Source organism: Bradyrhizobium sp. URHA0013 (genome assembly GCF_000518345.1).
Classification (GTDB): domain Bacteria; phylum Pseudomonadota; class Alphaproteobacteria; order Rhizobiales; family Xanthobacteraceae; genus Bradyrhizobium.
This window is the reverse complement of the sequence record NZ_KI912427.1, coordinates 172,458-186,450: the sequence shown is the minus strand read 5'-3', so window position 1 is coordinate 186,450 and position 13,993 is coordinate 172,458. Positions and strand designations below refer to the sequence as shown.

The 13,993-nt window shown below is 64.2% G+C and carries 13 protein-coding genes; 4 read left to right on the top strand and 9 right to left on the bottom strand.

The window, feature by feature from the left end; translation table 11 throughout:
• Nucleotides 1-4: 4 nt before the first annotated feature.
• Nucleotides 5-904 carry a transcriptional regulator GcvA gene (locus N551_RS0130250; protein ID WP_027570107.1) on the bottom strand — a complete coding sequence of 300 codons (900 nt, stop codon included), beginning with the start codon at nt 902-904 and terminating at the stop codon, nt 5-7.
• 110 nt (nt 905-1,014) lie between these two features.
• Between N551_RS0130250 and N551_RS0130245 the strand changes: the two genes are divergently transcribed.
• Together N551_RS0130245 and N551_RS0130240 are read left to right on the top strand one after the other, a co-directional pair.
• Complete coding sequence (locus tag N551_RS0130245; RefSeq protein WP_027570106.1) at nt 1,015-1,218, top strand: DUF1127 domain-containing protein; 204 nt, start codon at nt 1,015-1,017, stop codon at nt 1,216-1,218.
• Between the two features lie 80 nt (nt 1,219-1,298).
• Nucleotides 1,299-1,922: a GNAT family N-acetyltransferase gene (locus tag N551_RS0130240; protein WP_027570105.1), complete on the top strand. Its 624-nt coding sequence runs from the start codon at nt 1,299-1,301 to the stop codon at nt 1,920-1,922.
• Between the two features lie 51 nt (nt 1,923-1,973).
• Here the strand turns inward: N551_RS0130240 and N551_RS0130235 are convergent, their stop codons facing one another.
• Together N551_RS0130235 and N551_RS0130230 are read right to left on the bottom strand one after the other, a co-directional pair.
• Nucleotides 1,974-2,804 (bottom strand): enoyl-CoA hydratase, encoded by an 831-nt coding sequence (locus N551_RS0130235; protein WP_027570104.1) that lies wholly within the window; start codon nt 2,802-2,804, stop codon nt 1,974-1,976.
• A 123-nt stretch (nt 2,805-2,927) separates the two neighbouring features.
• Nucleotides 2,928-3,629: an SDR family NAD(P)-dependent oxidoreductase gene (locus N551_RS0130230; protein WP_027570103.1), complete on the bottom strand. Its 702-nt coding sequence runs from the start codon at nt 3,627-3,629 to the stop codon at nt 2,928-2,930.
• Nucleotides 3,630-3,860: 231 nt separating this feature from the next.
• Here N551_RS0130230 and N551_RS0130220 point away from each other — a divergent pair, with 231 nt between their 5' ends.
• Together N551_RS0130220 and N551_RS0130215 are read left to right on the top strand one after the other, a co-directional pair.
• A complete protein-coding gene (locus N551_RS0130220; RefSeq protein WP_027570102.1) occupies nt 3,861-5,645 on the top strand; it encodes an acyl-CoA dehydrogenase family protein in 1,785 nt (594 codons plus the stop codon).
• 44 nt (nt 5,646-5,689) lie between these two features.
• A complete protein-coding gene (locus N551_RS0130215; RefSeq protein ID WP_027570101.1) occupies nt 5,690-6,778 on the top strand; it encodes a Zn-dependent alcohol dehydrogenase in 1,089 nt (362 codons plus the stop codon).
• Between the two features lie 21 nt (nt 6,779-6,799).
• Here N551_RS0130215 and N551_RS0130210 read toward each other — a convergent pair whose 3' ends face one another.
• The 6 genes from N551_RS0130210 to N551_RS0130185 all read right to left on the bottom strand — a co-directional run bounded on the left by N551_RS0130210 (nt 6,800) and on the right by N551_RS0130185 (nt 13,958).
• A complete protein-coding gene (locus N551_RS0130210; protein ID WP_027570100.1) occupies nt 6,800-8,176 on the bottom strand; it encodes a membrane protein in 1,377 nt (458 codons plus the stop codon).
• A 167-nt stretch (nt 8,177-8,343) separates the two neighbouring features.
• Nucleotides 8,344-8,610 carry a DUF1488 family protein gene (locus N551_RS0130205; RefSeq protein ID WP_245287878.1) on the bottom strand — a complete coding sequence of 89 codons (267 nt, stop codon included), beginning with the start codon at nt 8,608-8,610 and terminating at the stop codon, nt 8,344-8,346.
• Between the two features lie 85 nt (nt 8,611-8,695).
• A complete protein-coding gene (locus N551_RS0130200) occupies nt 8,696-10,174 on the bottom strand; it encodes an AMP nucleosidase (protein ID WP_035963331.1) in 1,479 nt (492 codons plus the stop codon).
• A 178-nt stretch (nt 10,175-10,352) separates the two neighbouring features.
• Nucleotides 10,353-11,687 (bottom strand): HlyD family type I secretion periplasmic adaptor subunit, encoded by a 1,335-nt coding sequence (locus tag N551_RS0130195; RefSeq protein WP_027570097.1) that lies wholly within the window; start codon nt 11,685-11,687, stop codon nt 10,353-10,355.
• Nucleotides 11,684-13,429, bottom strand: coding sequence for a type I secretion system permease/ATPase (locus N551_RS0130190; RefSeq protein WP_027570096.1), 1,746 nt, complete (start codon nt 13,427-13,429; stop codon nt 11,684-11,686). The genes N551_RS0130195 and N551_RS0130190 overlap by 4 nt, the downstream gene beginning before the upstream one ends.
• A gap of 259 nt (nt 13,430-13,688) precedes the next feature.
• A complete protein-coding gene (locus N551_RS0130185) occupies nt 13,689-13,958 on the bottom strand; it encodes a GlsB/YeaQ/YmgE family stress response membrane protein (RefSeq protein ID WP_007605178.1) in 270 nt (89 codons plus the stop codon).
• Nucleotides 13,959-13,993: the final 35 nt, after the last annotated feature.

The following is a 13,993-nucleotide window of genomic DNA, read 5'->3' as shown; positions in this document are numbered from 1 at the left end:
GATCTCAAGCTTTATTCTGCGTTGCAGCGATCATCCAGTCGCGGAATGCGGCGAGCTTCGGCGCCTCGCGGCGGCCCTCCGGCGCGACCAGGTAGAAGCCGGTATCGGCCGGCAGCGCGATCTTGAATGGGACCACTAGTCGCCCCTTGGCAATGTCGTCCTGAACGTAGGAGGTCCGCCCCATCGCCACGCCGATGCCGTCGATCGCGGCCTGAATGGTCATGAAGATCATGTCGAAGGTGATGCCGGGCTGCCTGGCGATGTCGGACGGCTGACCCGCCGCCGTCAACCACAGCCGCCAGTCGTCGCTGTTGGCATTGGAGGTGTGCAGCAGCATGTGGCTCTTGAGGTCCTCGGGACAGCGCAACGGCTTGTCACCGCGCAGCAGAGACGGGCTGCACACCGGAAACAGCTCGTCCGCCATCAGCCAGTCGGCGCGCAAGCCCGCCCACTGGCCGCGCCCGTAACGGATCGCGGCATCGACATTGTCGCGCTGGAAGTCGACGAGGCTGGTGGAGGTGGTGATGCGGACGTCGATGCCGGGATGGTGCTCCTGGAAATCGGTCAGCCGCGGCAGCAGCCATTTTGCGGCCAGCGAAGCCAGCGTCGAGACCGTCAGCACCTTGTCATCGTCCTTGCGCAGCAGCCGGTCGGTGGCGAGACGTAGGTCGTTGAAGGCGGCGCGGACGCCCGGCAGATAGTCGCGCGCCTCCGGCGTCAGCGTCAGCGCGCGGTTCTGCCGGACGAACAGGCGGATGCCGAGCTCCTCCTCGAGCCTGCGGATCTGATGGCTGATCGCGGTCTGGGTCACGTTCAGCTCGGACGCCGCCAGCGTGAAGCTGAGATGGCGCGCGGCGGCCTCAAAGGCCCGCAATCCGTTCAGGGAGGGCAATCTGGCAGTCATATGGCAGCAGGATACATGACGTTATTTCATGCGAAAGAGTACAAATTGTCGTTTGTCGCAGTGCACCCGCAAGCAGATATTGGCGGTCAACTTAGCTCCAGGAGCTGACAATGTCTACTTTGACCCAGAATTCGATGACAAATCATCATGCGCCAGGGCTGATCCACCAGATCGGCGAGACCATTCACATCTGGCACGAGCGCTACCGGACCCGGCGGGAGCTCACCAACTGGTCCGCGCGCGACCTTCAGGACGTCGGGCTGTCCTGGAGCGATGTGGCCTACGAGGCCGACAAACCCTTCTGGCGGGCCTGATTGGCCGCCAGGCCGGCGCCGCCTGACTGTGGGGGCGCCGGCGGTCCCTTTTCCCTTTGGTCCCCTTGGGGGCGCGTTTCATGAGCACCCTTCGCCTGGAAAATCTGAAGCAATATTCGGACACGCTGCGCACGCGACACGGGGAGGCGCTGCGCGTTCGCTTCGTCGAGCCGCGCGACACCGAGGAGCTCCAGCACTATTTTCGCTCGCTCTCGACGCGGTCCCGCTACAACCGCTTCTTCGGCGCGATCAGCGAACTGCCGCAGGGCCTGCTGCACGAATTCCTTCAAATCGGCGAACGCGAACGTTTCACCGTGGTGGCGACCATGATGGTCGACGGCTTCGAGACCATCGTCGCCGAAGCGCGCTATGCGCTGCATGCCGAAACCGCGACGCTTGAATTCGGCCTGTCGGTTGCCGACCGCTGGCAGGGCCACGGTATCGCCACCGTGCTGATGAAGAATCTTGAATGCCGCGCCGCCGCGCTTGGCGCCGACCACATGTTCGGCGACACGCTGCGCTCCAACGCCGCCATGATCTCGCTCGCGCGCAAATCGAGCTTCGCCTTCGTCAAACATCCTGACGACTGGAAGCTGGTGCGCTTCGACAAGAAGATCTCCGTCGCACCGAAAGACATTCCTTGCGCGAGCTGGCGTCTCGTCGCCCTTTCCCGTCAGGCCGATAGCCCCTCAGCCTCGGCCTGACTCCACTCGTGCCCGGCCTGGCGAAACCAGTGCCGGGCATTTTTTTCGCCCCTACTTCCCCGTGAACACCGCCTTGCGTTTGTCGATGAAGGCCTGCACCGCCTCCTTGTGGTCGGCGGTCGTGGTCAGGCGGACCAGACGCTCGGCTTCGTGGTCGCGCGCGGTCTCGAAGTCGAACAGCAGGGCCTCGTCGAGATTGTCCTTCATGTAGCGCAACGCGAGGCGCGGACCTCCGGCAAGGGATTTCGCCAACGCAAGGGCCTCTGCCTGCAATTTATCGTCGGGCACCACGCGGTTGACGAGACCGATGGCCTCGCACCTGACGGCATCGACCCGATCGCCGGTGAACAGCAGCTCGCGCGCCCGCGCGGTGCCGACGAGGCGCGTCAACAGCCACGCGATGCCATAGTCGCCGCTGAGCGCAATGCGCGCATAGCCGGTGGCCACGAAGGCCGATTGCGCGGCAATGCGGATGTCGCAGGCCATGGCGATGGCGAGCCCCGCGCCGACCGCCGGCCCCGGCAGCGCCGCGATCGTCGGCTTGCGCACCGACACCAGCGCGCCGGTGAGCAGGCGCTGCCGCTCCTGGAGATCGGCGACCTTATCGTCAAAGGACATTTCAAGCTTCTTCGGGTCGCGATGCGCGCCCATGCCCTTGACGTTGCCGCCCGCGCAGAACGCTTCGCCCGCGCCGGTGATCAGCAGCGCGCCGACATCGGGGTTCTCGCCGCAGGAGCGGATTATCGTGCGCAGCGCCGGGGTCAGCGCGTCCGACAGCGAGTTTCGCGCCTCGGGCCGGTTCAGCGTGATGACGGCGACGCGATCGCGGATCACGCAGAGGAGTTCATTGGTGCCGGTATCGATGGTGGTTTCCGTGGTCATGCCGCTCCCTCTCTTTCGTCATTGCGAGGAGCGAAGCGACCAAGCAATCCAACCTTTTTCAGTGGCGGCATTTCTGGATTGCTTCGCTTCGCTCGCAATGACGGTCGTTGTGAATTTATCGTCTCAAAACTTCTCCACCCACGGCCGCAGCTCCAGCTCCCAGCTCCAGGCGCTACGCGGCTGCTGCAACACGTTCCAGTAGCTCGCCGCGATGGCATCGGGATCGAGCATCGAATCCGGCTTCTCCGGCGCTTCCGCGCGCGCTGCGCTCCTGATGCCGCCATCGATCACGAAATGCGCGACATGGATGCCTTGCGGCGACAATTCGCGCGCCATGCTCTGCGCCAGCCCGCGCAGTGCGAATTTGCCCATCGCGAACGGTGCGGACTGCGCATAGCCCTTGACGCTGGCCGAAGCGCCGGTGAACAGGATCGCGCCGTGCTGGTTCGGCAGCATGCGCCTGGCCGCCTGCTGCGCCACCAGGAAGCCGCCATAGGCACTGACCGCAATGGCATTCGCCACGTCGGCCGGAACGAGATCGACGAACGGCCCGCGCGCGCGGCCGCTGGCGTTGTAGACGACCAAATCGGGCGTGCCGATCTCGCGTTCGACCAGGCCGAACAGGCGCTCGACCTCATCAGGGTCTGTGGCGTTGCAGGCATATGCCTTGGCACCAGTCTCGCTGCAGAGCGCGCCGAGCTTCTCGATTTTTCGAGCGGCCAGTGCGACGCGGATGCCCTGGGCGGACAGCAGCCGCGCCAGCGATGCGCTCAGGCCTTCGCCGGCGCCGACGATGAGGGCGATCTTGTATTTGGGGTGTTCCATGACGTGATCTCTCGAAGACGGGAAGCCGCTGATCTATGCACGGTCCGCGCGGACAACCAGCCAGGACGATCACAATTCCGCAGAGCGAATTGCTCCCACGCGGCGATCATGCCTCCCTGACAATTTGCGGCTTTATCCGCTTTCGCGACTGGAGCATGATCGACATCATCCCAAGCGGCAAGCGCCAAATCAGCGCAAAATGACCGCAAGGCGGAAACGAAGAGGACGATCATGCACAAGCCGGCTCCCGCGCAGGCAAAACAGGTCGCGGCCGCGCCATCCGGACTGCTGGCTCCCGATACCACCGGCATGAATTTCTACCGCGCCGATCAGGCGCTCACCGATCTCCTGCGCATTCATCTGCCGGACACGCTATTCCGTCACATCGAGCCGCATCTCGATCGCCTGGGTGAACTCGCCGGCGGCGTGCTCGATGAATGCGCGCGGCTCGCCGACCGGCACACGCCGGTGCTGCACCAGCGCGACAAGTTCGGCCGCGACGTGCAGTGGATCGAATACCACCCGGCCTATCGCGAGCTGGAGAAGGCAGCCTTCGGCGAGTTCGGCATCCACGCGCTCTCGATCCGCAAGGGCATCATGGGCTGGCCGGACAAATATCCCGTCGTCGCCAAGCACGCCTTCACCTTCCTGTTCAACCAGACCGAATTCGGTATGGGCTGCCCGATCAACGTCACCGACGGCTGCGCCAAGCTGCTCGCGAACTTCGGCAGCGACGCGCTGAAGGCGAAATATCTCGACGGTCTGACCCAGACCGACATGAGCAAGCTGACCCAGGGCGGCCAGTTCATGACCGAGAAGGAAGGCGGCTCCGACGTCGGCACGCTGACTACGACGGCGGTGCAGGAAGGCGACCATTGGCGCCTCACCGGCGAAAAATGGTTCTGCTCGAACGCCGACGCAAAAGTCGTGATGCTGCTGGCGCGCCCCGAAGGCGCCGGCCCCGGCACGCGCGGAGTCGGCCTGTTCCTGATGCCGCGCTTCCTGGACGACGGCTCGCAGAACCACTACCGGATCGTGCGTCTGAAGGACAAGCTCGGCACGCGCTCGATGGCCTCGGGTGAGATCAAGCTCGAGGGCGCGATCGCCTACGCGGTCGGCAAGCTCGACCGCGGCTTCGTGCAGATGGCCGAGATGGTGAACTCGTCGCGGCTTTCAAATGGCGTCAAATCCACCGCGCTGATGCGGCGGGCCTACCATGACGCGATGACGGTGGCGAAAAACCGAGTGGTGTTCGGCAATCGCATCATCGACCTGCCGCTGGGCCGGCGCCAGATGCTGAAGATCATGCTGCCGGTCGAGCAGGCGTTGTCGATGAGCTTTCTCACCGCGGACGCGCTCGACCGCGCCGAGGCCGGCAGCCAGGATGCAGCCGCACTGCTGCGCATCCTGACGCCGACCTTGAAATTCCGCGCGACCCGCGATGCGCGAAAGGTCTGTGGCGACGCGCTCGAGATGCGCGGCGGCATCGGCTATATCGAGGAATTCGCGACCGCCCGCCTGCTCCGCGACGCGCATCTCGGCTCGGTCTGGGAAGGCACCGGCAACATCGTCGCGATCGATGCGCTCCGGCGTGCGGTCGGCCGCCACGGCGCCGAATCCGCGCTCGCCGCCGATCTGCACGCCCGCCTTGATGACAGCCCCTCGGTGCCACAGGCCTGGCGCGACCGGCTCCGCGGCCTCACCGATCGCGCAGTCGGTTTTGCGCGCGAGGTCGCGGCCAAATCCGAAAACGAAGCCGATGCGCGCCGCGCCACCAGCCTGCTCTATCATGTCGCCAGCGCCGTTGCGCTCGCCTGGGAGGCGCATCGTATTCACGGCATGCGTGGCGATGCGCGAAGGCTGTTGTTGTCGCGGCTGGTGATCGATCACCGGGTGTCGCCGAGCGATCCGTTCCGGCTGACGGAAAATGCCGTGCAGCAGAAGATCGCCACGCTGCTGCTCGGCGACCGCGCAGCTGATATGAGCGAGGTTGGCGAACTGGTCTTGGCGGCGTAGGCTGCACCCACGTTCAAAGCAAAAAAGGCGATAGGGAGTGCTCGATGAAGGCCGCCGTCCTCCATGAAGTCAACAAGCCTCTGGTCATCGAGGATGTCAGCCTGCCGAAGCCCGGCCCGCGCGAGGTCCTGATCCGGACGTCGGTCGCAGGTCTCTGCCACTCCGATCTGCACTTCATGGAAGGCCTGTATCCGCATCCGCTGCCTGCGGTGCTCGGGCACGAGTCCGCCGGCGTCGTCGAGCAGGTCGGCTCCGATGTGACTTATGTGAAGCCCGGTGATCATGTCGTGACCTGCCTTTCGGTGTTCTGCGGCACGTGCGACAATTGCACCACGGGCCGCACCGTGCTCTGCACCGACACCACGGTGAAATTGCTGCCGGGGGCCTCTAATCGGATGCAGTGGGCCCGCTCGGAGAAGCTTCATCAGTTTCTCAACCTCTCTTCTTTCGCCGAGCAGATGCTGGTGCACGAGAACGCGATCGTCAAAATCCGCAAGGAGATGCCGCTCGATCTCGCCGCGCTGATCGGCTGCGGCGTCATTACCGGCTACGGCGCGGTCGTGAACACGGCGAAGGTGACGGCCGGCGAGACCGTGGCCGTGATCGGCTGCGGCGGTGTCGGCATGGCTGCGATCAACGGCGCGCAGATCGCAGGCGCCGGCCGCATCATCGCCATCGACACTAATCCGGCCAAGCTCCAGCTTGCGACCAAGCTTGGCGCCACCGACATCATCAACCCGGCAGACGGCGACGTCGTGAAGCAGGTGCGCGATCTCACCAATGGCGGCGTGCATCATTCCTTCGAGGTGCTCGGCCGCAAGGAGACCGCCGAGCAGGCCTTCGGCATGCTCGCTTCGGGCGGCACGGCCACCATCGTCGGCATGATTCCGTTCGGCCAGAAGATCGAGCTGCATGGCTTCGACTTCCTGCGCGAGCGCAGGATCCAGGGCTCCTCGATGGGCTCGAACCATTTTCGCGTCGACATGCCGCGGCTGGTGGATTTCTACCTGCGCGGTCGGCTGCACCTGGAAGACTGGATCTCGGCCAAGCTGAAGCTCTCCGAGATCAACGAAGGCTTTGCAAACATGAAAGCCGGCAAGACGCTGCGTAGCGTGATCATGTTCGACAGCTGATGGCTGGATGAGGCGGGACGCTCAGGATTGAGGCAACTGGTCCGCGCCGGCCAGGTCGCAACGCGACTCTTTCAGGAGCAGCAGCGCCGCAGCTGTGACGAGACCGGTGGTGAGCAGGTACACGGGCGATATGTTCAAACCGGGCCCCTCGAAGACCAGATAAGAGAACAGTCCCGCGGTCGACACGATGAAGCCGAGCCAGGCAAGGCTCGGAAAACGAAATCCACGTTCGCCGCGCCAAAGATCAAGCACGAGGTAGTACACGAGAATGGTGTTGCAGAGTGCCGCCGGCAGCACGCCCAGCACGATTCCGCTTTCGAACGCCAGATAGGATAATACGCCGTTGACCTGGGCAATCACCGCGAAGGGCACATAGCGCGGATTGAGGCAGGCCAGGGCGATCGACGCAAGCTCGAACGCGTAGAAATACCGCTCGTGCATCTTCGGGAGCAGATACGGCATGAGCATGAGCGATACACACGCGGCCAGCAGAATAAACTCCGGCCCCGTCCGTCGAGAGCGCGCGATGAAGATCGACAAGGCGAGCCCGCTCGCGGCCGCGAGCACCATGCCGACGGCGACTCCGATCGCGTACGGCATTCCGCCAGCCAGCACCCAGATGTTCGCTGCGTTCATGGTGAGGCGATCGAAGGTGTGAGCCTGGTCCAAATAGACCGCGAACACGGAGGCCAAGGATCTGCCCGCGACCAGAACCGGAATGGCGAGGACAACATAGATCCCGGGAACGGTGGCGAGCCATGCCAGGTGGATCCTGCGGCGCAGAATCATGCCGAGCACGAAGGGTCCCAGGAACACGCCCTGAGCCTTCACCGAGAAGGCCATCGCAAATGACGCAACGCCATTTCGGTCCCGCATGAACAGCGCCACGGAAACCAGCGTGAAGAAGGTCCAGATCGAATCACTCTCCGCCCACACTGCGCCATTGAAGATCACCGTCGGTGCAAGCCAAACCGCGCAGAAGGCCAGGGAAGCGCGTAATGGCAACTTTGTCGCTCGCCAGACGATCTGGGCCACAACGATCGCGCAGCCCAACTCGAATACTGCCGAGATCGCTTTCACATGGGAAAGTGGCTCGCCTAGCCAATCAAATCGGGCGGCAATCAGCAGGAGATAGCTGTAGAACGGCGTATAGTTGGTAAAGGCTTCGGCCAGTCCAGCGACACCGTGATCGCGAGCGAAGACATACCAGGGGATCAGATGCTGAATGGCGTCGTCGGTCGCGTGCTTCCGGGCGAAATAGCGGAGCGCAAGGCCCACGAGTCCGCATCCGATCGCTACGGCAATTGCAAGCGGCCAATGGTTTGGTGGCGTCTTGTCCGCCTTGACGTCATGACCAGACCCGCGGATCGCGTCGCTTCCAACAATGTCGTTTGTCACGCGATCACTCGTGAGGCTCCATTTTCGTGACCTAACCTCTACGGGCCATCAATTCACAGTTGCATAACGTCTGGTTTCACAGGTCTTAGGATTGCGGCGAACCGGTTGCTTGGTTAGCGAATACTTTATGAACTGCTCCGGGGCATGATGCGGAGGATCGAGCGGAACTACCGCTGCAAATGTCGCGTAAAGATCCGCACCACATGTCCCCTGACCCGCGGCGCCTCATCGTAGAGGTCTGAGGCGAGCCGCTCGATGGTCTCGCGCAGCGACAGGAACTGGGCCTGCCGCGCGCTGCTTTCGGTGCCCTGCATGCCCGCAAGCTCGTCCATCGCGGCGTCGCTGATCTGGCACTGCACGACCTCGTCGTCGTTCAGCATGGTGAAGCGAAAGGCGAGCCGTTCGAGATCATGGCCAATGATCCTGTCGCGCATGAGTGGCATCAAATCGTCCCGTCGACCCCCGCGCCGAAAATGCCGAAAATCCCGCTGCTTGTCAGCAGCAAAGGCAATCCATCGCCTACTGGAACGCAACTTCGGCGAAACTGCGGAGCTTTCGCGAATGCAGCCGCTCGGATTCCTGCTGCTTGAGCCGTTCCAGCGCCTTCAGGCCGATCTCGAGATGCTGGCCGACGCGGCGGCGGTAGAATTCGCTGGCCATGCCTGCGAGCTTGATCTCACCGTGCAGAGGCTTGTCGGAGACGCACAGCAGCGTGCCGTAGGGGACGCGAAAGCGGTAGCCGTTGGCCGCAATCGCGGCCGATTCCATGTCGAGCGCAACCGCGCGCGACTGCGACAAGCGGCGAATGACATCGGGCCCGCTGATCTCCCAATTGCGGTTGTCGACGCTCGCAACGGTGCCGGTGCGCATCAGGCGCTTGAGCTCGAATCCTTCGAGCCCGGTGACGTCCTCGACTGCCTCCTCGAGCGCCACCTGCATCTCCGCGAGAGCCGGGATCGGCACCCACAGCGGCAACTCACGATCGAGCACATGGTCCTCGCGGACATAGCCATGGGCGAGCACGTAGTCGCCGAGCCGCTGCGTGTTGCGCAGGCCCGCGCAATGGCCGAGCATCAGCCAGGCATGGGGCCGCAGCACGGCAACATGGTCGGTGACGTTGCGCGCGTTGGACGGACCGGTGCCGATGTTGATCAGGGTGATGCCGCGATAGCCGGGCACGACCAGGTGGAAGGCCGGCATCTGCGGCGCACGCGGGGGCGCAACGCCCGTCGTCGCGCCGCCGCTGCGCGTGATCACATTGCCTGGAGCGACGAAGGCATCGAGGCCGGCCTCGCCAGCCTGAAGCCGCTGCTGGCAGAGTTGCGCGAAGGCGTCGACGTAGAACTGATAGTTGGTGAAGATCACGAAGTTCTGGAAATATTCGGGGTCGGTGCCTGTGTAATGGTAGAGCCGGCGTAGCGAGTAGTCGACGCGGGCCGCCCGAAACAGGGACAGCGGCTCGGGCGCGCCAGGCTGGAGCTCGAAAGTGCCGTCGGCGATGGCATCGTCCATGGTCGCAAGATCAGGCACGTCGAACGCATCGCGCAGCGACCGCGTCACGGGCGAATTCTCGCTGGTGGTGATGGCGGCTTCGATGTTGATGTCGCGGCGGTAGGCAAAGTGAACGGGGATCGGTTCGTCGGACTCGCCGATTTCGACCGGAACGCCGTGGTTCTGGATCAACAATCCGATCTGCTCGGTCAGATAAGTCCGGAACAGATCCGGACGCGTGACGCTGGTCTCGTGCACGCCGGGCCGGGCGACGAAGCCGTAGGCGAGACGCGAATCCAGCCGCGCATGCGTCGCGGTGGTGACACGGACGAAGGGATAGAAGGCCCGCACCCGCGTCGTGATTGCCTCGCCGTTGACGTAAGCTTCGAACCGGTCTCGCAGGAACTTCGTGTTGCGCTCGTAGATCTGTTCGAGGCGGGCGACGGCGAGGCCGGCGTCGGAAAAGGATTCGGTGGAGACGGAGGGTGGAGATTGGATCGATTGCATTGTTCGACGCCGGGTTGCTGGGGCTGAATCGAACTATAGCAAGAAAACTAAAGCAAGAAAGAAGCCGCCCGTCATTGCGAGCGTAGCGAAGCAATCCAGAAATCTCGCCGCGGAGGCAACCTGGATTGCTTCGCTGCGCTCGCAATGACGAAAGGAGGCGATGACGCGCCTTCGCGCGTCACTTCTCCCGGAACGCGCGCATGAACTGGTCGTGCAGCGGCTTCATCAGATAGGACAGCATGGTGCGGTCGCCGGTCTGGACGAAGGCTTCCGCCGGCATGCCGGGGATCAGCCTGGAGTCACCGAGCTTGGCGACCTCTTCCGCGGACAGCGAGACGCGGATGGTGTAGTAGCTCTGGCCGGTGCGCTGATCGGTGGTGACGTCGGGCGAGACGCGGCTGACGATGCCGTTGAGCTCGGGCGTAGTGCGCTGGTTGAAGGCGGACAGGCGCAGCAGCGTCTTCTGGCCGATCTGGAGCTTGTCGATATCGACCGGATTGACCTTGGCTTCGACCTGGAGATCGTCGGCCTGCGGCACGATCAGCATGAGGGCGTCGCCGGCGGTGATGACGCCACCAACCGTATGCACGGTCGATTGCAGCACCATGCCGTCCTGCGGCGCGCGGATGTCGACGCGGCGAAGCTGGTCCTCGGCGGCGACCTTGCGCTCGATCATTTCTCCGATCTTGTCGTTGGTCTCGCGCAGATCCTTGGAGACCTCGCTGACCATGTCCTTGTCGACCTGGATGATCTGGAGCTCGGTCTCGGTGATCTTGCCTTTGGCCTGCGCGCGCGAGGCGATGTACTGCGCGCGCTCGCCGTTGAGGCGGGCGCTGTCGCGTTCGAGCGTGGTCAGGCGGGAGATCTGCACCAGGTGCTTGTCATAGAGATCCCGGACACCGACGAGCTCCTGCTGCACCAGCGAGATTTCCCTGTCCTTGGCCCGCTCCTGCGCGGAGAGGCCCTCGATCTCCTCGTTGAGCTGCTGGATGCGCTCGCGCAGCTGCGCCTTCTGGCCGGCGCGTCCGTTGACGCGAACGTCGAACAGCTTGGTTTCGGCGGAGAGCAGCGCCTTGACGTCGGGATCGTTGCCGCGATCGAGCAGCGCTTGCGGGTAGTCGATCCTGTCGATCCCGCGCTGCTCGGCCTGGAGCCGCGCGGCACGCGCCTGCGCTGCGTCGAGATTCTTGGTGACGATGGCGAGGTTGGCCTTGGTGACGGTGTCGTCCAGCCGCACCACGATGTCACCGGCCTTGACCACGTCGCCATCGCGAGCGCGCAGCTCGCCGACCACGCCGCCGGTCGGATGCTGCACCTTCTTGACGTTGGATTCGACCACGATCTGGCCGGGCGCGATCAGCGCGCCCGAGATCTGCACGGTCGATCCCCAGCCGCCGAGCCCGACCAGGAGCACCAGCACGATCCCAAGCCCGAGCATCAGGTGAAACCGGATCGACTGCCGTACGGTCCGCTTCGCGGCGGGCTTCGCCCCGCCGAGCGCCATCGTGCTCATGCCTTGGCTCCGCCTTCGCTGACGATCTTGATCGGCGCCGGCGGCGTCACACGCGGCTGGAGCACCTGGGCGAGCACCTGCTCCTTCGGCCCGAAGGCCTGCATGCGGCCGTCACGCAGCACCAGGATCTGGTCGACCGCTTCCACGCCGATCGGGCGATGTGCCACCACGATGACGATGGCGCCGCGCTCGCGCGCCGCACGGATGGCGCGGGTCAGCGCTTCGTCGCCTTCGGTATCGAGATTGGAATTGGGCTCGTCGAGCACGATCAGGAACGGGTTGCCATAGAGCGCGCGCGCCAGTGCCACGCGCTGCGCCTGGCCCGCGGAGAGCGCCGTGCCCTGCTCGCCGACCTGGGTGTTGTAGCCCTCGCGCATCTTGATGATCATCTCGTGCACGCCGGCTTCCTTGGCGGCGGCGATGATGCCGTCAGACGTGGCCTCGGGATCGAAGCGGCTGATGTTCTGCGCGATGGTGCCGCCGAACAATTCGACGTCCTGCGGCAGATAGCCGATATGGCGGCCAAGCATGTCCGACGACCATTGGTCGAGCGCCGCGCCGTCGAGCCGCACCTTGCCGCGGACCGGTTGCCAGACGCCGACCAGCGCGCGGATCAGCGACGACTTGCCGGAGCCGCTCGGTCCAATCACGCCGAGGCCATTGCCGGCTTCGAGCGCGAAGGTGATGTCCTGCACGATGAGGCGCTGGTCGCCCGGCGGCACCATGGCGATGCCTTCGACCGAGAGGCGGCTGGTGGGCGCCTGCAACTGGGTCGGCATCGTCTGCGCGGGCATCTGCTCCAGTAGGCGGGTCAGGCGATGCCAGCTCTGGCGTGCCGCGACAAAGGATTTCCAGTGCGCGATCGCGAGGTCGACCGGCGCGAGCGCACGGGCCGAGAGGATCGAGCCGGCGATGATGATGCCGGCGGTCGCCTCCTGATGGATGACGAGATAGGCGCCGACCGCGAGCACCGCCGATTGCAGCATCATGCGCAGCACTTTTGCGACCGCGCCGAGACCGCCGGCGACATCGCTAGCACGCTGGTTGCCGTCGAGATATTTTTCGTTGGCCTCGCTCCAGCGCGCGTTCATCCGGCCGGCCATACCCATCGACACCATGACTTCGGCATTGCGGCGGCTGGCCTGGGCGAGATCGTTGCGCTGGGCGGCAAGGCCCATCGCGTCCTTCGCCGGCTGGCGCGACATGAACTCGGTGACCAGCGTCAACCCGACCAGGATGACGGCGCCGACCAGCGCGGTAACGCCGATCATGACGTGGAAGGCGAAGCAGATGGCGAGATAGAGCGGCAGCCAGGGCAGGTCGAAGAACGCGCTCGGTCCCATGCCCCCGAGGAAGGAGCGGACGTTGTCGAGATCGCGCAGCGGCTGAAGCCCCTCGTTGCGGCTGCCGACCAGCAGCGGCAGGCGCACGATGGTGTCGAACACCCGCTTGTTCAGGGCTTCGTCCAGAGCGGTGCCGACCCGGCCCAGGATCCGGTTACGGATCATGTCCAGCACGCCCTGCGCCATGTAGAGGAAGCTGGCGAGGACGATCAGGCCGACCAGGGTCGGAATGCTGCGGCTCGGCAGCACCCGGTCGTAGACCTCCAGCATGAAGATCGACCCGGTCAGATAGAGCAGGTTGATCATGCAGCTCATCAAGCCGACGCCGACAAACGCCGTGCGACAGGCGCGCAGCGCATCACGGAGCTCTGAGCGGCGGACGCCGGGAACGGCTGCCATCAGTCTGATCTCTTTCGGGTAGGGGCCAAAGTCCCTGATTTCAAAGGCAATTCAGGAGTAATTGACCCGGATTAACATCGCGTTTGCGCTCATCGCCCAACGCAGTCGAATACCCGGGACCCCTATGGCCCACATCACCCCCGACCGGCCCTGCACGCAAGTCCGGAATCTCACGATCTTGCGGCTTTTTCTTGCAGACATGTCACCTCTCCCCGGGCGGGGAGAGGTCAAAAGTTCGATCAATTGAACTCGGGCACCATTAGAACCGGCCACCGCCGCGGACCAACCGCACCACCAGCAGCAGGATGACCGCGCCGATCGCGGAATAGATGATCTCCGATATCAGTCCGGTGCCGATGTGAATGCCGAGCTTCGGAAACAGGAAGCTTGCCACCAGCGCGCCGGCGATGCCGACCACGATATCGCCGATAATGCCGAATCCGGTTCCGCGCACCACCTTGCCGGCCAGCCAACCCGCCACCAGGCCGACGAACAGGATGACAAGCAGGCCTTCATTGGAAATGTACATAAGTGAGGTCCCTCTCCGTGAACGGTTCCATGGAA